This is a genomic window from Achromobacter pulmonis (assembly GCF_902859765.1).
Taxonomy (GTDB): Bacteria; Pseudomonadota; Gammaproteobacteria; order Burkholderiales; family Burkholderiaceae_B; genus Achromobacter; species Achromobacter pulmonis.
The window spans coordinates 25,139-41,040 of the sequence record NZ_CADIJV010000040.1; the positions used below are offsets into that span (position 1 = coordinate 25,139).

The 15,902-nt window shown below is 68.6% G+C and carries 16 protein-coding genes; 15 read left to right on the forward strand and 1 reads right to left on the reverse strand.

Annotated features, from left to right (window positions below):
* Positions 1-36: 36 nt before the first annotated feature.
* From HV701_RS23765 to HV701_RS23790, 6 genes are all read left to right on the forward strand, one after another.
* Positions 37-375 carry a (2Fe-2S)-binding protein gene (locus HV701_RS23765; protein WP_175135464.1) on the forward strand — a complete coding sequence of 113 codons (339 nt, stop codon included), beginning with the start codon at positions 37-39 and terminating at the stop codon, positions 373-375.
* Positions 372-1,757 carry an FAD/NAD(P)-dependent oxidoreductase gene (locus HV701_RS23770; protein WP_175135465.1) on the forward strand — a complete coding sequence of 462 codons (1,386 nt, stop codon included), beginning with the start codon at positions 372-374 and terminating at the stop codon, positions 1,755-1,757. Before HV701_RS23765 ends, HV701_RS23770 begins: the two co-directional genes overlap by 4 nt.
* Positions 1,754-2,926: an NAD(P)/FAD-dependent oxidoreductase gene (locus HV701_RS23775; RefSeq protein WP_175135466.1), complete on the forward strand. Its 1,173-nt coding sequence runs from the start codon at positions 1,754-1,756 to the stop codon at positions 2,924-2,926. The genes HV701_RS23770 and HV701_RS23775 overlap by 4 nt, the downstream gene beginning before the upstream one ends.
* Entirely contained in the window at positions 2,923-3,990 is a 1,068-nt protein-coding gene (locus HV701_RS23780; RefSeq protein WP_175135467.1) for an ABC transporter substrate-binding protein, read from the forward strand. The genes HV701_RS23775 and HV701_RS23780 overlap by 4 nt, the downstream gene beginning before the upstream one ends.
* A gap of 93 nt (positions 3,991-4,083) precedes the next feature.
* Entirely contained in the window at positions 4,084-5,022 is a 939-nt protein-coding gene (locus tag HV701_RS23785) for a 2-hydroxyacid dehydrogenase (protein ID WP_175135468.1), read from the forward strand.
* 212 nt (positions 5,023-5,234) lie between these two features.
* Positions 5,235-6,068, forward strand: coding sequence for an AraC family transcriptional regulator (locus tag HV701_RS23790; protein ID WP_175135469.1), 834 nt, complete (start codon positions 5,235-5,237; stop codon positions 6,066-6,068).
* A 54-nt stretch (positions 6,069-6,122) separates the two neighbouring features.
* Here HV701_RS23790 and HV701_RS23795 read toward each other — a convergent pair whose 3' ends face one another.
* Positions 6,123-6,920: a GntR family transcriptional regulator gene (locus HV701_RS23795; protein WP_175135470.1), complete on the reverse strand. Its 798-nt coding sequence runs from the start codon at positions 6,918-6,920 to the stop codon at positions 6,123-6,125.
* Positions 6,921-7,155: 235 nt separating this feature from the next.
* Between HV701_RS23795 and HV701_RS23800 the strand changes: the two genes are divergently transcribed.
* Genes HV701_RS23800 through HV701_RS23840 form a run of 9 tightly spaced genes read left to right on the forward strand, consistent with a single transcriptional unit; the run spans position 7,156 to position 15,410 of the window.
* Positions 7,156-8,187: an ABC transporter substrate-binding protein gene (locus HV701_RS23800; protein WP_175135471.1), complete on the forward strand. Its 1,032-nt coding sequence runs from the start codon at positions 7,156-7,158 to the stop codon at positions 8,185-8,187.
* Positions 8,188-8,242: 55 nt separating this feature from the next.
* Positions 8,243-9,298: an ABC transporter ATP-binding protein gene (locus HV701_RS23805; protein WP_175135472.1), complete on the forward strand. Its 1,056-nt coding sequence runs from the start codon at positions 8,243-8,245 to the stop codon at positions 9,296-9,298.
* Positions 9,295-10,161: an ABC transporter permease gene (locus tag HV701_RS23810; RefSeq protein ID WP_175135473.1), complete on the forward strand. Its 867-nt coding sequence runs from the start codon at positions 9,295-9,297 to the stop codon at positions 10,159-10,161. Before HV701_RS23805 ends, HV701_RS23810 begins: the two co-directional genes overlap by 4 nt.
* A gap of 1 nt (position 10,162) precedes the next feature.
* Positions 10,163-10,963 (forward strand): ABC transporter permease, encoded by an 801-nt coding sequence (locus HV701_RS23815; protein ID WP_175135474.1) that lies wholly within the window; start codon positions 10,163-10,165, stop codon positions 10,961-10,963.
* Positions 10,963-12,120, forward strand: coding sequence for an NAD(P)/FAD-dependent oxidoreductase (locus HV701_RS23820; protein WP_175135475.1), 1,158 nt, complete (start codon positions 10,963-10,965; stop codon positions 12,118-12,120). Before HV701_RS23815 ends, HV701_RS23820 begins: the two co-directional genes overlap by 1 nt.
* Positions 12,104-12,412 (forward strand): (2Fe-2S)-binding protein, encoded by a 309-nt coding sequence (locus tag HV701_RS23825; protein WP_175135476.1) that lies wholly within the window; start codon positions 12,104-12,106, stop codon positions 12,410-12,412. Before HV701_RS23820 ends, HV701_RS23825 begins: the two co-directional genes overlap by 17 nt.
* Positions 12,409-13,854 carry an FAD/NAD(P)-dependent oxidoreductase gene (locus HV701_RS23830; protein WP_175135477.1) on the forward strand — a complete coding sequence of 482 codons (1,446 nt, stop codon included), beginning with the start codon at positions 12,409-12,411 and terminating at the stop codon, positions 13,852-13,854. Before HV701_RS23825 ends, HV701_RS23830 begins: the two co-directional genes overlap by 4 nt.
* 9 nt (positions 13,855-13,863) lie before the next feature.
* Complete coding sequence (locus HV701_RS23835) at positions 13,864-15,027, forward strand: NAD(P)/FAD-dependent oxidoreductase (protein WP_175135478.1); 1,164 nt, start codon at positions 13,864-13,866, stop codon at positions 15,025-15,027.
* Positions 15,024-15,410 carry a RidA family protein gene (locus HV701_RS23840; RefSeq protein WP_175135479.1) on the forward strand — a complete coding sequence of 129 codons (387 nt, stop codon included), beginning with the start codon at positions 15,024-15,026 and terminating at the stop codon, positions 15,408-15,410. Before HV701_RS23835 ends, HV701_RS23840 begins: the two co-directional genes overlap by 4 nt.
* The last annotated feature ends 492 nt before the right edge of the window (positions 15,411-15,902 follow it).

Consider the following 15,902-nt stretch of genomic DNA (forward strand, 5'->3'; position numbering starts at 1 on the left):
GACCGTGCCGCAAGCAGAACGGGAGATCCCGCAATCATGGCAATACTGAAACGCCTGGCCGAAACGGCCCGGCCCCCTGTCGCCTTCACGCTGGACGGCAAAGCCTGCAGCGCGCTGGCCGGCGATACCGTGCTGACCGCGGTGCTGACGCAGGCCGAACAGCTGCGCGTCTCGGAGTTTGGCGGCGGCCCGCGCGCCGGCTTCTGCATGATGGGCGCTTGCCAGGACTGCTGGATGCAGCGCGAGGACGGCTCCCGGCTGCGCGCGTGTTCCACGTACATCGAACCGGGCATGCGCCTGCGCAGCCTGCCGCCGCCCGCCGCCCAGGTGGCGGGCACGCTGGCGGCCGCCGTGGCCGGAGAGCAGGCGCCATGAGCATGATCCTGCCCGTGATCGTGGGCGCCGGCCCGGCCGGCGTCCGTGCCGCGCAGGCGCTGGCGGCGCAGGGCCTGCGGCCGGTGCTGCTGGACGAAGCGCCGCGCGCCGGCGGCCAGATCTACCGCCAGCCACCGCCGGGATTCGCGCGGCCCAAGACGGCCCTGTATGGCTTCGAGCACCGCAAGGCCGACGCCCTGCATCGCCAGATGGACGCGCTGCGGGCCCAGGTGGATTACCGTCCCGGCAGCCTGGTATGGAATGCCGAAGGCAAGACGTTGGATGTGCTGTGCAACGGCGCCAGCGCGCCCGTGCCCTATACCCACCTGATCCTGGCCACCGGCGCCACCGACCGCGTCCTGCCCTTCCCCGGCTGGCTGAAGCCGGGCGTCTACACACTGGGCGGGTCGCAGGTGGCGTTGAAGCACCAGGGCTGCGCCATCGGCGGGCGCGTCGCCTTCCTGGGCACGGGCCCCCTGCTCTACCTGGTTGCGTACCAGTACGCCAAGGCCGGCGCCCAGGTGGCGGCGGTGCTGGACACGTCGCGCCTGGCCGACCATTGCGCGGCATTGCCCGGCCTGCTGCGCGCGCCGGGCCTGCTGGCCAAGGGGCTGTACTACATGGCCTGGCTGCGCGCCCACGGCGTGCCGCTGGCCAGCGGCGTGCGGCCGGTGCGGGTCGAGGGCGAGGCGCGCGTAACCGGGCTGGTGTATCGCCAGGGGGCGCGCCAGCGGCGGGTGGATTGCGATGCGCTGGGTTACGGCCTGTCGCTGCGCTCCGAGACCCAGCTGGCCAGCCTGGTGGGATGCGAGTTCGCCTTCAATGCGCGGGACCGGGCCTGGACGCCGCGCCTGGATGCGGCGGGACGCAGCAGCGTTGCCGGCGTGTACCTGGCCGGCGACGGCGCCGCCATTGGGGGCGCGGATGCGGCGGAATGGGCGGGTGAGCGCGCCGCGCTGGCCTTGCTGCAAGACGCCGGGTATGCCGCGTCGTCGGCGCGGGCGCGTGAACTGGAGGCGCGTCTGGCCGCCAACGGCCGCGTGCGCGATGCGCTGGAGCGCGCTTTCCCGTTTCCCGCCGATTGGGCCGCCGATATCGCCGACGACACCGTGGTGTGCCGCTGCGAGGAAGTCACCGCGGGCACGTTGCGGGCTGCCGTCCATACCACCGGCGCGCATGAATTGAACCGCCTGAAGGCGCTGACCCGCGTCGGCATGGGCCGCTGCCAGGGCCGCATGTGCGGCGCCGGCGCGGCCGAGGTGCTGGCGCATGCCTGCGGCGCCGGGCCCGACGCGGTCGGCCGCCTGCGCGGCCAGCCCCCGGTCAAGCCCATTCCCGTGGATATCGTCTGCCTGGACCGTCCGGCAAAGGCCGCGCCATGACCGAGCGCATCGACACCGAAGTCGCCATCCTGGGCGGCGGCATCGTCGGCGGTAGCGCCGCGCTGTTCCTGCGCCGCCTGGGCGTGCCGGTGGTGCTGCTGGAAGCCGCGTTGTGCGGCGCGCGCGCCAGCGGCGTCAACTACGGCGGCGTGCGCCGCCAGGGCCGCGGGCTGGAGCAGATGCCGCTGGCGCGGCGCGCCCACGAACTGTGGGGCCAGCTGCCGCAACTGATCGGCATCGACGGCGAATACGTGCGCTCGGGACATTTGAAGCTGGCCTGTTCCGACGAGGATATGCAGGCGCTGCACGCCTATCGGGCGCACACGCGCGGATTCGGCATGCATCTGCAGATGCTGGACCGCGCCGCGCTGGCGCAACGCTTCGGCTGGCTCGGCGCGCACGTGGTGGGCGGCTCGTTCTGCCCCGAGGACGGCCACGCCAACCCGCGCCTGGTGTCGCCTGCCTTCGGCCGTGCCGCGCGCGCGCTGGGCGCCGACGTGCGCGAGTCCACCACCGTTACTGCGGCGGTCCATGACGGCGACCGCTTCATCCTGCGGGCGGGCGACGCGCTCGAAGTGCGTTCGCGCGTCCTGCTCAATTGCGCCGGCGCCTGGGCCGGCCGTTTCGCGCAGGATTTTGGCGAGCCGGTGCCCGAAACCTCGAACCATCCGTTGATGATGGTGACCGAGCCGCTGCCGCCGTTCATGGACGTCAGCCTGGGCATGCAGGGTGGTGGCATTTACGCGCGCCAGGTGGCCCGCGGCAACTGTGTCATCGGCGGCGGCCGCGCCGTGTCGTCCGGGCCCGACTACGCCCGCCCCGGCCGCGATGCGCTGGGCGCCCTGATGGCCAACGCCGCGCGCCTGCTGCCGCCCTTGCGCGGCGCGCAGGTCATCCGCTTCTGGACCGGCGTGGAGGGCAACATGCCCGACCACAACCCGGTGCTGGGTCCCAGCGCCACCGTGCCGGGCCTGTTCCATGCCTTTGGCCTGTCGGGCGCGGGTTTCCAGATCGGCCCGGCCGTGGGCGAAGTGCTTTCCGAGCTGGTCGTGCGCGGCCGGTCTTCCATTCCCATCGACGCCTTCGGCATCGGACGATACACGGGGGCCGCTCACGGCGCCGTGGCTCGGTTGGGTCCTGTTCGTGAGCAAACGCTGGAGTCACCATGATGCACAAGAAACAGGGCGTTCGCCGCCCGTCCAAGGGGAAGTGGTTGCTGGGCCTGGCGCTGGCCGCGCTATCGGCGGGCGCCATGGCGCAGCAGAAGACGTTGTACGTCGGCATGAACGGCGGCGACATGGAACGCGCCTTCACGCAGTATGTGTTCCCGGATTTCGAGAAGGCCAACAACGTCAAGATCGTGGTGGTGCCGGGCACCTCCACGGATGTGCTGGCCAAGGCCCAGGCTTTCAAGGACAAGCCGCAGATGCACGTCATGTTCCTGGATGACGGCATCATGTCGCGCGCCATTTCCATGGGCCTGTGTGCGCCGCTGGATGACGCGCCGGTGCTCAAGGATCTGTACCCCACCGCCGTCATGAAGGACCGCATGGCTGCCGGCATCGATATCGGCATGACCGGACTGGGCTACAACACCCGCCTGTTCAGCGAAAAGGGCTGGGCGCCGCCGACCTCGTGGATGGACCTGGCCGATCCCAAGTTCAAGGGCAAGGTGGTGTTCCAGTCGGCATCCAGCAGCACCTTCGGCCTGCACGGCTTCCTGATGTTCAACCGCATCGAGGGCGGCACCGACCAGAACACCGAGCCCGGCTTCAAGAAGTGGGGGTCCACCATCGGCCCCAACGTGCTGGAGTACATCCCCAATTCGGCCAAGCTGGCCGAGATGATCCAGTCCAATGAGGCCGCCATCTTCCCGCTGACCCCGACCGCCATCGCGCGCCTGAAGAAGCGCGACATCCCGGTGGAATACGTCCAGCCCAAGGAAGGCTCGGTGATCCTGATGGTGGCCGAATGCGTCATCGCCAAAAACAGCGAACCGGAACTGGCGCAGAAGCTGGCGCTGTACCTGCTGTCGCCGCAGGCGCAGGCCAAGGCACTGGAAATGGGCGGCCATTTCCCGTCCAATACGAAGGTTCAACCGCCGGCCGGCAGCGAAGAGACGCTCAAGCGTTTCCAAGGCTACATGGCCAACGCCAAGATCCTGGACTGGGAGCAGATCAACGCCACCCGTCCGGCCTTCAACGCGCGCTGGAACCGCACGGTCGAACGCTGACGACCGGCGCGCCGCGCCGTCCGCGAGCGCTCGCGGGCAGCGCGGCGTCGATCCCACCCAGGGCGCGCGCGCCCGCAACGGAGTAGGCAAGGCATGCGGCTCATCATCAGGTCCGGCGACGAATCGGCCATGCAGGAATGGCGCGCGCATTTTCGCGTATACGCGCCCGACCTGGAGATCGTCGGCTGGCGCGATAAGGTCGATCCCGCTTCCATCGACTACGCCCTGGTGTGGGCCCCCGAGCCCGGCCGCCTGGCCACCTTCCCCAATCTCAAGCTCATCATCAGCGCGGGCGCCGGCGTCGATCACATCGTCGCCGACCCGGCCTGGCCGCGCCATCTGCCCGTCGCCCGCATGGTCACGCCGCGCACCGAGACCGAGATGGCCGAATTCGTGCTGACCAGCGCCTTGATGCTGACCCGCGACCTCAAGCGCGCCATCGACCAGCAGGCCCGCCGCCACTGGGAACTTTACGACTCGCTGCGCGTGGCCGCCGACGTGCGCGTCGGCATCATGGGCCTGGGCCATCTCGGCATCGCCGCCGCGCGCCTGCTGTCGCGGGTCGGCTTTCCGGTCAGCGGCTGGTCGCGCGGCGCCAGCGCCCTGCCCGATGGCTTGCCGTCCTATGCCGGACAGGCGCAATTCGGCGAGTTCCTCGCAGGCGCCGACCTGCTGGTCTGCCTGCTGCCGGCCACCGATGCCACCCGCGGTATTCTCAATCGCGACACCTTCGCCCAGCTGCCGCGCGGCGCCAGCCTCATCAACGCCGGCCGCGGCGCCCACCTGGTCACGCAGGATCTGCTCGATGCCCTCGACGACGGCCACCTGCACCAGGCCGTGCTCGATGTGTTCGACCCCGAACCCCTGCCTCCCGAGTCTGCGCTCTGGGCCCACCCCGGCATCATCATCACGCCCCACTGCGCCGCCATCCCCGACCGCCGCGAGCGCGCCCGCCACACCGCCTGGCTGATCGCCGCCAACGAACGCGGCGAGGCCCTGCCCAATATCTACGACCCCGCGCGCGGCTACTGAAAACCCGGCAAAGCAGTTATCCACAGCTGGCTCGTTGCGCTAAAACCCCATGGGCTGTGGAAAACTTGTTTTCCCCGCGCCGCCCTCGGCTCGGCTCTCCTGGCGCCTACAGAACGCCGCCCGCCACCCGCAAAAAGATCTCCCCCCCACACAAAAAACCGCAAAATCTGCAAACCCGCCCCGCCTACATTGCTCCTCAAGGAGCCGCGCAAGTGAAACCCCAGACCCGCACCGCCTACGCCCGGCGCATGGACCCCGTCCTGCGCTGGCTGGCCAGCCACCCCGACGCCGACCCTGACCTGTACCGGTTGGCCGACCTGGCTTGCCTGTCGCCCTATCATTTCCACCGCGTCTACCGCGCGCTGATGGGCGAAACCGTGAACGCCACCGTGCAGCGCATCCGCATGCACCGCGCGGCCGTCTCGCTGGGCAGCACCGGGGATTCCTTGCGTGACGTTGCGCAGCGCGCCGGCTACGAGTCGGACGCCGCCTTCAATCGCGCGTTCGGCGCGACCTTCGGCATTGCGCCGGGGCGCTACCGCGCGACCCGCTCCCGACCCTTCAATCCCAAGGAGCTAGGCATGTACCCCATCACCATCGAAACCTTCCCCGGCGCCGTGCTGGCCGCCTTGCCGCATCAGGGCAGCTACCAGGAAATCGGCCCGGTCTTCTCCCGCGCCTTCATGCTCGCCGTCAGCCGTGGCCTGGCCGGCCCCGAGGCCATTGGCTTTGGCGTGTATTTCGACGATCCCGAGCAAGTGCCCGCGGCCCGGCTGCGGTCCATGGCCGGCATGCCGGTCGCGCCCGACGCCGATCTGGGCGACGAACTGGAGCGGTTCGAGATTCCCGCCCTGCGCTGCGCCATGCTGACCTACACCGGTCCGTACAACGAGATGGACAAGGCCTATAACTGGATGTTCTCGGAATGGCTGCCGGGCAGCGGCAGCGTGCCGGCCGACTTTCCGATGTTCGAGCAGTACCTGAACGACCCGCGCACGACGCCGCCCGCGCAATTGCGCACGCGCATCTGCATGCCGCTGAAGTAAGCGCCCGCGGCGGCGGCCGCGTCCATCAGGACCCGCCGCCGGCGTGCGCGTCTGTCAGGCCACGTTGAGCGACATCGAGTACTTCATCTTGTCGTGCGGGAACGTGGTGATGGTGGCCAGCAGCAGCACCCCGCCGCCGCCGTAGTAGCGGCGCGTGATCACAAAGCCCGCCGTCCGCGGTTCCACATGGAGCTGTCGGGCGATGCCCGCGGCGATTGGCGTGGCCGAGAATTCCTGGTTGACCTCGTGGATGCGGTTGCCGAAATGATCTTCGATCAACCGCAGCAGCGAAATGCGCGGCTGGATGTCGGCGCGCAGGTCCGAGTGCGCCGGGTCGGCGTAGATCAGCGTGCAGGCCACCGGCGTGTCCTGGTCGCCCAGCGTCTTGATGGAATTGATATGCAGCCATGAACGGCCGGCCTCGGTCCCGAGCGTCTCGGCCAGGCGCCGGGTCAGCTTGACGGTGCGCACTTCCTGCACCAGCAGCGCGGCGTTGCGCGCGTATTGCAGCAAGTCCGGGAACTGCGAAATGCGCTGCGTGAAGCGCGTGCTGGCATGGGCGGTCTCGACCCGCGTGCCCACGCCGGGGCGGCGCGACACCATGCCGGCCACCGTCAGCATGCGGATGGCCTCGCGGATGGTGTGGCGGCTGGCGCCGAACTGGTCGCACAGCTCATGCTCGGTCGGCAGCAGCGTCATGACCGGGTAGCGGCCGCTGCCGATGTCGCGCGCCAATTGCTGGTAGATGCTCTTGTAGCGCGGGCCGCCGGCCTCATCGTCCGGCACCGAGGCCTGGCCGCGGGCCTCGCGCGCGACGGCCGGATCGGGCGCGCGGTCGGAGGATCGGGTCATGGGTGGCTCCTTTTTTTGTCCTATTTCTATCGGGGTTTGTCCGGACAATAACCGATTGACAAGACAGTCTCTGCGGATCCATTATTTGTCCGGACATTCATGTACGGACAAATTGTACGGCGGACATGAGGTCGCGGGGCAAGCGGGGCCGCTTTTTTTTCAGTGGCGAGTCCATCCCCGGATTCAGGCGGCATCGGTAGTTCTTGCAGTTTTCTTCCAATAAACGGGGGTTTTCATGGGCAAGTTACTCGCAGTCCTGACGGCGGCCACGGTGGCCGCCGGTGTGTGCGCCAACGCGCAGGCGCAGCAGAAACTGGTGGTCGCCGGCTACGGCGGTTCGTTCGAAGACATCATGCGCAAAGACATCTTCCCGCCCTTCGCCAAGCAGCATGGCGTAGAGCTGGACTATGTGGCCGGCAACTCCACCAACACGGTGGCGCGCCTGCAGGCGCAGAAAAGCAACCAGCAGATCGACGTGGCGATCATCGACGACGGTCCGATGTACCAGGCCATCGCGCTCGGCTTCTGCGCGCCGATCCAGGGCCTGCCGGCCAACGATCTCTACGGCACGGCCCGCTACAAGGACGACAAGGCGGTGGCCATCGGCATCGTGGCCACCGGCATCATGTACAACAAGAAGGTCTTCGAAGAACGCAAGTGGGCTCCGCCCACCTCTTGGAAGGACCTGAAGGATCCCAAGTACAAGAAGCAACTGGTGGTGCCGCCGCTGAACAACACCTATGGCCTGCACGCGCTGGTGGAATACGCCCGCGAAGGCGGGGGCGGCGAAAAGAACATCGATCCGGGTTTCAAGACCTTCAAGGACGAGATCGGCCCCAACGTGTTGGTCTACGAACCCTCGCCCGGCAAGATGACGGAACTGTTCTCCAGCGGGCAAGCCGCCATCGCCGTATGGGGCAGCGGGCGCGTCAAGGCATTCGCCGACACCGGCTTCCCGGTGGGCTTCGTCTATCCGCGCGAAGGCGCCTATGCCTTGTTGTCGTCGGTGTGTCCGGTGGCCAAGGCCAATGCCAATCCGCTGGCGCAGGCTTTCGTGAACTACCTGGTCAGCCCGCCGGTGCAGGAAAAGCTGGCCAGCGCCTATGGCTACGGTCCGGTCAACAAGCTGGCCAAGGTGGCCGACGATCCGCGCGTGCCGCTACCGATCGGCAAGCGCGCCGATGCCCTGATCGTGATCGACTGGGACACGGTCAACCAGAACCGCGAAGACTGGAACAAGCGCTGGACGCGCGAAATCGAGCGTTGAAGTTCGTACACCAGCACGCAACGGCGGCGCGGGCGCGCCGCCAGCGGGAGCATCCATGACCTATCTCGTATTGAACCGCCTGTCCAAGCGCTACGGCGACCTGACGGCGGTGGAAGACCTGAGCCTGTCGGTCGAGCGGGGCGAGTTCATCTCGCTGCTGGGACCGTCCGGTTGCGGCAAGACCACCACCTTGCAGATGATCGCCGGGTTCGTCGAACCCAGCGGCGGCAGCATCGTGCTCGACGGCAAGGACGTCAGTCGCATACCGGCCAACAAACGCGGGCTGGGCATGGTGTTCCAGAACTATGCGCTGTTTCCGCACATGACCGCGGCCGAGAACGTGTCGTTCGGCCTGGAGATGCAGCGCGTCGGCAAGCAGGAACGGCAGGCGCGCGTGGCCGAGGCGCTCAAGCTGGTGGGCCTGGCGCACCTGGCCGACCGCCATCCGGCGCGCATGTCGGGCGGCCAGCAGCAGCGCGTGGCGTTGGCGCGTGCGCTGGTGATCCGGCCCAGCGTGTTGCTGCTGGACGAGCCGCTGTCGAATCTGGATGCCAAGCTGCGCGAGGAAATGCAGCTGGAGCTGCGCAGCATCCAGCGTACCGTCGGCACCACCACCATCCTGGTGACGCACGACCAGTCCGAAGCGCTGGCCCTGTCGGATCGGGTGGTGGTGATGAACCAGGGGCGGGTCGAGCAAGTGGCGGAGCCGTTCGCCGCCTACGAGGCGCCGAACAGCCGTTTTGTCGGCGGATTCCTGGGCAAGGCCAACATCTTCACGCCGACGCCGCAGACTTATGCGGATGAGGTGCGCGCGCGCATCGGCGAGGCCCACATTCCCATGGAGGGCCAGCCGGTGCCCCAGGGTGCGGTAATCGTGCGGCCTGAGAAAATCCTGTTCGCCGAGGCCGGCGCCTGTGCCCTGCCCGGCCGCATGAAGACGCGCGTGTTCCAGGGCAACCACTGGCTGTGCCAGGTCGATACATCGGTGGGCGAGGTGCTGGTGATCCGCCAGAACGACGGCGTGCCGGTGCCGGCCGAAGGTGAAACCGTGCATCTGCGCTGGCGCGCGCAAGACATGTGCGCCGTGGCCGGCCAGGAGTCCCCGCAATGAGCGCGCGCGCCAACCCCTGGCTGTTGAGCGCGCCGGCGCTGGCCGTCTACGCCACCTTCCTGGTGGTGCCGATGGCGCTGGTGTTGCTGATCAGTTTCTTCGACTTCCAGTTCTATGGCGGCATGCAAGCCACCTTCACCTGGAAGAACTACATCGAGATCTTCAGCGACGGCTACTACTACGAGATCTACGCCCGCACCTTCGGCGTCGCGGCGCTGGTGACGGTGGCCTGCCTGCTTCTGGGCACGGCCGAGGCCTACGTGCTGTCGCGCATGGCCAATCCGTGGAAGGGCCTGTTCCTGATGGTGGTGCTGGGGCCGCTGCTGATTTCGGTGGTGGTGCGCACACTGGGCTGGGCATTGCTGTTCGGCTCCACCGGCCTGATCAACAAGGCGCTGATGGGCATTGGCCTGATCTCGACGCCGATCGACCTGATGTACAGCAACCTGGGCGTGGGCATTGCGCTGACGCACGTGCTGGTGCCGTTCATGGTGATCTCGGTGTGGGCCTCGCTGCAGCGGATCAATCCGTCGACCGAGGCCGCCGCGCTGTCGCTGGGCGCCAGCCAGTTCACCGTGATCCGGCGCGTGATCGTGCCGCAGGTGATGCCCGGCATCCTGTCCGGCTCGATCATGGTGTTCGCGATGGCGGCCAGCTCCTTCGCCACGCCGGCGATTATCGGCGGAAGGCGCCTGAAGAACGTGGCGACCGCCGCCTACGACGAGTTCCTGAACACGCTCAACTGGCCGCTGGGCGCGGCGCTGGCGGTGGTGTTGCTGGTGGCGACCGTGGTGGTGCTGCTGTCGGCCAACCGGTTGATCGAGCGCCGCTATGGCGCGGTCTTCAATCCGTCGGGGGCCTGACATGAACTTCCGCAATGGCCCGATCGGCCTGCTGTTCCATACGGTTTTCATCCTGTTCATCCTGGCGCCCATCGTCATGGTGTGCGCGGTGGCCTTCACCGCCGAAGGCTTCATCTCGCTGCCCAGCGGCGGCCTGTCGCTGCGTTGGTTCCGCGCCATTCTCGACAACCCCCGTTTCATCGAGGCGTTCTGGTTCAGCCTGGGGTTGGGCGCATTGTCGGCCACCCTGGCGATCGGGCTGGCGGTGCCGAGCGCGCTGGCGCTGGCCCGCAACCGCTTTCGCGGCCGCGAGGCGCTGGTGGCCTTTTTCCTGTCGCCGCTGATGATTCCGCACGTCGTGTTGGGGCTGGCTTTCCTGAAGTTCTTCACCACCGTGGATCTGGCGGGCACCTATGTGGGGTTGGTGGTGGCGCACGTCATCCTCATCATGCCGTACGCATTGCGCCTGGTGCTGGCGTCGGCCACCGGCATCGACCCGGCGCTGGAGCGTGCCGCGCAATCGCTGGGCGCGTCGAACTGGACCGCGTTCCGGCGCGTGGTGTTGCCGCTGTTGCTGCCGGGCGTGGTCAGTGGCTGGGTGATTGCCTTCATCACCAGTTTCGACGAGCTGACCATGTCGATCTTCATCGCCTCGCCGTCGACCACCACGCTGCCGGTGCGCATCTTCCTGCACATCGAGGACACCATCGACCCGCTGGTGACGGCGGTGTCCGCCGTGCTGATCTACGTGACCATCATCGCCATCTTCATCCTGGACCGCTTCGTGGGCCTGGAAAAGCTGTTTGTCGGAAAGGGACGCTAATGACGGACGAGAAACAACTGGCGCCGCGCGCGCCAGCGCATCGCGGCATCTACGATGCCGTGGTGATCGGTGGCGGCCTGGTCGGCTCTGCCGTGGCCTACGGGCTGCGGCGCGCGCTCGACCACGTTGCCGTGCTGGACGAGGGCGACGTGGCCTATCGCGCTTCGCGCGGCAATTTCGGGTTGGTGTGGGTGCAAAGCAAGGGCATGGGCCTGCCACGCTATGGCGTGTGGACCATGGCCTCGGCTGGCGCGTGGCCGCAGCTGGCGGACGAACTGTTGGAACAGACCGGCGTGGACGTGCACCTGGAGCAGCGCGGCGGCCTGCACGTGTTGCTGAGCGACGAGGAAATGCAGGCGCGGGCCACCTTCATGCGCACCCTGCTGGCGCAGCCCGGCATGGCGCAGTACGACTGGAAACTGCTCGACCGCAATGAAGTGGCGGACCTGGTGCCCGGTATCGGCCCCGAGGTACGCGGCGCCACCTGGACACCGGTGGACGGCATCGCCAACCCGCTCAAGCTGCTGCGGGCGCTGCACATGAGTTTTGCACAGCGGGCTGTGGATTACCTGCCGCGCTGTCCGGCGCAAAAAATCCGGCAGCGCGACGGCGTGTTCGAGATCACCACGCCCACCGGCACGGTGCGCGCGCGCAAGCTGGTGCTGGCCGGCGGCCTGTCCAACAAGGCCTTGGGCGAACAGATTGGCCTGGCCGTGCCGGTGCGCCCGCAGCGCGGCCAGATCGTGGTGCTGGAGCGCACCCGTCGCCTGCTGGAAACGCCGCTGTCCACGCTGCGCCAGACCGACGAAGGCACCTGGCTGATCGGCGATTCACAGGAAGAAGCCGGTTATGTGGACAACCATGTGGGCCTGCCCATTCTTGGCACGCTGGCCGATCGCGCCGTGCGCACGCTGCCGGCGCTGCGGGAGGTGCGCGTGGTGCGCAGCTGGGCCGCGCTGCGCGTGATGTCGCAGGACGGCTTTCCCATCTACCAGCAATCCGAAACGTGCCCCGGCGCCTTCGTCGCCACCTGTCACAGCGGCGTCACCCTGGCCGCCGCGCACGCGTTCAAACTGGCGCCCATGATCGCCGCCGGCCAATTGGCCGACGACATGGCGCCCTTCTCGACCCGGAGGTTCCATGTTCAAGAGGCTTGACGAGGCGCAGCGCCAGGCGCAGGGCGCGCCGGTACGCGTGACGGTCAACGGCGCCGAACTGCAATGCCGCGCCGGCGACAGCGTGGCCGCGGCGTTGTTCGCCGGCGGCGTGCAGGCCTGTCGCGATACCGCGGTGGGCGAGGTGCCGCGCGGGCCCTATTGCATGATGGGCGTGTGCTACGACTGCCTGGTCACGATCGACGGCCAGGCCAACCAGCAGGGCTGCATGACGGCCGTGCGTGACGGCATGAAGATCGAGCGCCAGTTGGGCGCGCGCAAGGTGCAGGCATGATCGAAACGACGCAATGCGATTTGCTGGTAGTGGGCGCGGGCCCCGCCGGACTGGCCGCCGCCACCACGGCCGCGCGCCTGGGCGTGGACACAGTGCTGCTGGATGAACAACCCGCGCCGGGCGGCCAGATCTACCGCGCCATCACCACCACGCCGGTGACCGACCGCACGGTGCTGGGGCCGGACTATTGGCACGGCGCCTCGCTGGTCGAGCCCTTCCGCCAGTCGGGCGCGCGCTACTTGCCGGGCGCGACCGTGTGGGCGGTGGCCGAGCGTACCGCGCCCGAGCCGGAACGCGGGTTCGAGGTGGCCTACTCGGTGGCGGGCCAGGCGCGTGTGCTGCACGCGCGGCGCCTGCTGCTGGCCACCGGCGCGCAGGAACGGCCGTTCCCGATTCCCGGCTGGACCCTGCCCGGCGTCATCACCGCCGGCGCCGCGCAGATCCTGCTGAAGTCGGCGGGCGTGGTGCCGGCCGACCGCACGGTGCTGGCCGGCTGCGGGCCGCTGCTGTATCTGGTGGCCTGGCAGTACCTGAACGCTGGCGTGAAAGTCGACGCGCTGCTTGAAACCACGCCGCCCGGCCGCCTGCGCCAGGCATTGCCCAAGGTGTGGGACTTCCTGCGCTCGCCCTATCTGGGCAAGGGGCTGTCGCTGCTGCGCGCGGTCAAGGCGGCGGTGCCCATCGTCAAGGGCGTGACGGCGCTGCAAGCGCTGGGCCAGGACGCGCTGGAAAGCGTGCGCTATACCACCGCGGCGGGGGTAACCAAGACCTTGCCGGCGCAGCAACTGATGCTGCACCAGGGGGTGGTGCCCAACGTCAACCTGTCGCGCGCCATCGGCGCCGAGCACCGCTGGAACGCGGCGCTGGATTGCTGGGAGCCGGAGGTCGACGACTGGGGCCTGACCTCGGTCGACGGCGTCGGCATGGCGGGTGACGGGGCCGGCATCGCCGGCGCGCTGGCGGCCGAACAGCGCGGCCGGTTGGCGGCGTTGCAGGCCGCGCATCTGCTGGGCCGCATCGACGCGGCGCGGCGCGACCACGAGGCCGCCGCGCCGCGCGCCGCGCTGGCGCGGGCGGTACGCGGACGCGAATTTTTCGACACGCTCTACAAGGCGCCGGAGACCTTCCGCCGCCCCACCGGTGACACCATCGTGTGCCGCTGCGAGGAAGTGACCGCCGCCCAGGTGCGCGAGACCGTCAAGCTCGGTTGCAGCGGCCCGAACCAGATGAAGGCCTTCCTGCGATGCGGCATGGGGCCGTGCCAGGGCCGCTTCTGTGGCCTGACGGTGTCGGAACTCATCGCCGAGGAACGCGGCGTGCCGGTGCCCGAGGTCGGCTACTACCGCCTGCGCTTCCCGACCAAGCCGCTGACGCTGGGCGAACTGGCGTCGCTGCCGCAGACCGATGAATCCCGTCAGGCGGTGGTGCGCCTGAAGAAATAGGAGCCCGCCATGACGGACGCTTCGCGTTCGGCCGCCGTCATCGTCATCGGCGGCGGCCTGCACGGCAGCTCGGCCGCGCTGCACCTGGCGCGCGCCGGCGTGCCGGCGCTGGTGATCGAGAAGAACTACGTTGGCCGCCACGCCTCGGGGGTGAATGCGGGCGGCGTGCGCACGCTGTCGCGGCACCTGGCCGAAGTGCCGCTGGCGCTGGCCTCGCGCGCGCTGTGGTATCGCATTGGTGATCTGGTCGACGACGATTGCGGCTTTGAGCAGCACGGGCAGGTGCGCGTGGCCGAGAACGCGGCCGACGCGGCGGCGCTGCGCGAACGGCTCGCGATCATGCAGCAGCATGGCTACACGCATGAGCAATGGATCGAGCGCGACGATCTGCTGGCGATGATTCCCGCCTTGACGCCCACCGTGCAGGGCGGCCTGATCGCGCGCGAAGACGCCGCCGCCGACCCCTACCGCACCACGCTGGCGTTCCGCCGCAAGGCCGCCAGCCTGGGCGCGCGTTTCCTGGAAGGCGTGCGCGTGCTGCGCACGTCGCATGAGCATGGACAATGGCGGGTCGAAACCGACGCCGGCGTCTACACCGCGCCCCAGGTGCTCAACTGCGCCGGCGCCTGGGCCGACCGTATCGCCGCCGAATGGGGCGAGCCGGTGCCGCTGACCGCCATCAGCCCGATGATGCTGGTGACGCTGCGCATGGATCATTTCCTGGACGCGGTGGTGCTGGGCACCGGCCGGCCGCTGTCGTTCAAGCAGCGCGCCAATGGCACCGTGCTGATCGGCGGCGGGCGCCGCGCCTGGGTCGACCGCGACGCCGAATGGACCGAGCTGGATTTCCGCTCGCTGGCCGAGGGCGCGCGCACCGTCTGCGACCTGTTCCCGCACATGCGGCACGCCATCGTGAACCGGGGCTGGGCCGGCATCGAGGCCGCCATGCCCGACGAGATCCCGGTGATCGGCCGCAGCCGCCGCCATGACAGCGCTTTTCACGCTTTCGGCTTCTCGGCGCACGGCTTCGAACTGGGCCCGATCGTCGGCCGTATCATGGCCGACCTGATCACCACTGGCGCCACCGACCTGCCGATCGCGCCGTTCGCCATCGATCGTTTCGCCGGCGCCACGGACGCGCCGGCATCCACCTCCAAGGAGCAGCACCCATGACTGATATCGTGCGCAAGGATTCCAACGAGCGGCTGAGCCGCATCGTGATGCACGGCGACACCGTGTACGTGGCGGGCGTGACCTCGTCGGCCGAAGGCGGCATCACCGCGCAGACGCGCGACGTGCTGGCCAAAATCGACGGCTACCTGACGCGCGCCGACACCGACAAGACGCGCCTGCTGTCGGTGCAGATCTGGCTCAAGGACATCGAGCGTGATTTCGCCGGCATGAACGCGGTGTGGGCCGAGTGGGCCCCGGCCAATGCGCTGCCGACCCGCGCCACCTGCGAGGCCAAACTGGCTTCGCCCGAACTGTTGGTGGAGATCGTCGTCACGGCCGCGAAGCGGCCGGGATACGTCGGCGGGCCGGTGTCGGAAGCCTGATCGGCCGGCACGAGCCGGCAGCATGACGCCGGCTCGTGTCAGTGGTAGGCCGTCGCTGCCCCGGCAGCGGCGGGTGAAGGCGGCGTCTGGCCTCGGACACGCCTTATTTCGTTATCCCGTGATGCATTTTCCCGGTTTTACGCTTCCTCGCTGTTGATAATCGGCGCGTTGAAAAGGAAGTGTTTTGGATTGGCCGGCAAGCTCGGCCTCCGGGAATTCGTATCGTGCCTACCGGTCAGTTCTTTACCCGCAGTATCGAGGCATCCTGCCGCGAACGCCATGGCTTGCGGCAAGGCGGCTGGCGCCGCACGCTGGCCGCCCTGCGCGATAGCGTCTGCCTGGCGCTGTGCGTTTCGTTCGTCGCCTTACTGATCTCCCCGCCCCCCCCTGGCCGCGCAACCCCTGCCGGCCGACGCGGCCGCGCGTGCCGGCGACATCCAGCGCCGCCAGGAACAGGACCTGGACGCGCAGCGCGCCCGCGCCGCGGAACGG

Coding starts and splice junctions, on each gene's coding strand:
- HV701_RS23765 (WP_175135464.1), top strand. CDS start 37: ATGGCAATACTGAAACGCCTGGCCGAAACGGCCCGGCCCCCTGTCGCC.
- HV701_RS23770 (WP_175135465.1), top strand. CDS start 372: ATGAGCATGATCCTGCCCGTGATCGTGGGCGCCGGCCCGGCCGGCGTC.
- HV701_RS23775 (WP_175135466.1), top strand. CDS start 1,754: ATGACCGAGCGCATCGACACCGAAGTCGCCATCCTGGGCGGCGGCATC.
- HV701_RS23780 (WP_175135467.1), top strand. CDS start 2,923: ATGATGCACAAGAAACAGGGCGTTCGCCGCCCGTCCAAGGGGAAGTGG.
- HV701_RS23785 (WP_175135468.1), top strand. CDS start 4,084: ATGCGGCTCATCATCAGGTCCGGCGACGAATCGGCCATGCAGGAATGG.
- HV701_RS23795 (WP_175135470.1), bottom strand. CDS start 6,920: ATGACCCGATCCTCCGACCGCGCGCCCGATCCGGCCGTCGCGCGCGAG.
- HV701_RS23800 (WP_175135471.1), top strand. CDS start 7,156: ATGGGCAAGTTACTCGCAGTCCTGACGGCGGCCACGGTGGCCGCCGGT.
- HV701_RS23805 (WP_175135472.1), top strand. CDS start 8,243: ATGACCTATCTCGTATTGAACCGCCTGTCCAAGCGCTACGGCGACCTG.
- HV701_RS23810 (WP_175135473.1), top strand. CDS start 9,295: ATGAGCGCGCGCGCCAACCCCTGGCTGTTGAGCGCGCCGGCGCTGGCC.
- HV701_RS23815 (WP_175135474.1), top strand. CDS start 10,163: ATGAACTTCCGCAATGGCCCGATCGGCCTGCTGTTCCATACGGTTTTC.
- HV701_RS23820 (WP_175135475.1), top strand. CDS start 10,963: ATGACGGACGAGAAACAACTGGCGCCGCGCGCGCCAGCGCATCGCGGC.
- HV701_RS23825 (WP_175135476.1), top strand. CDS start 12,104: ATGTTCAAGAGGCTTGACGAGGCGCAGCGCCAGGCGCAGGGCGCGCCG.
- HV701_RS23830 (WP_175135477.1), top strand. CDS start 12,409: ATGATCGAAACGACGCAATGCGATTTGCTGGTAGTGGGCGCGGGCCCC.
- HV701_RS23835 (WP_175135478.1), top strand. CDS start 13,864: ATGACGGACGCTTCGCGTTCGGCCGCCGTCATCGTCATCGGCGGCGGC.
- HV701_RS23840 (WP_175135479.1), top strand. CDS start 15,024: ATGACTGATATCGTGCGCAAGGATTCCAACGAGCGGCTGAGCCGCATC.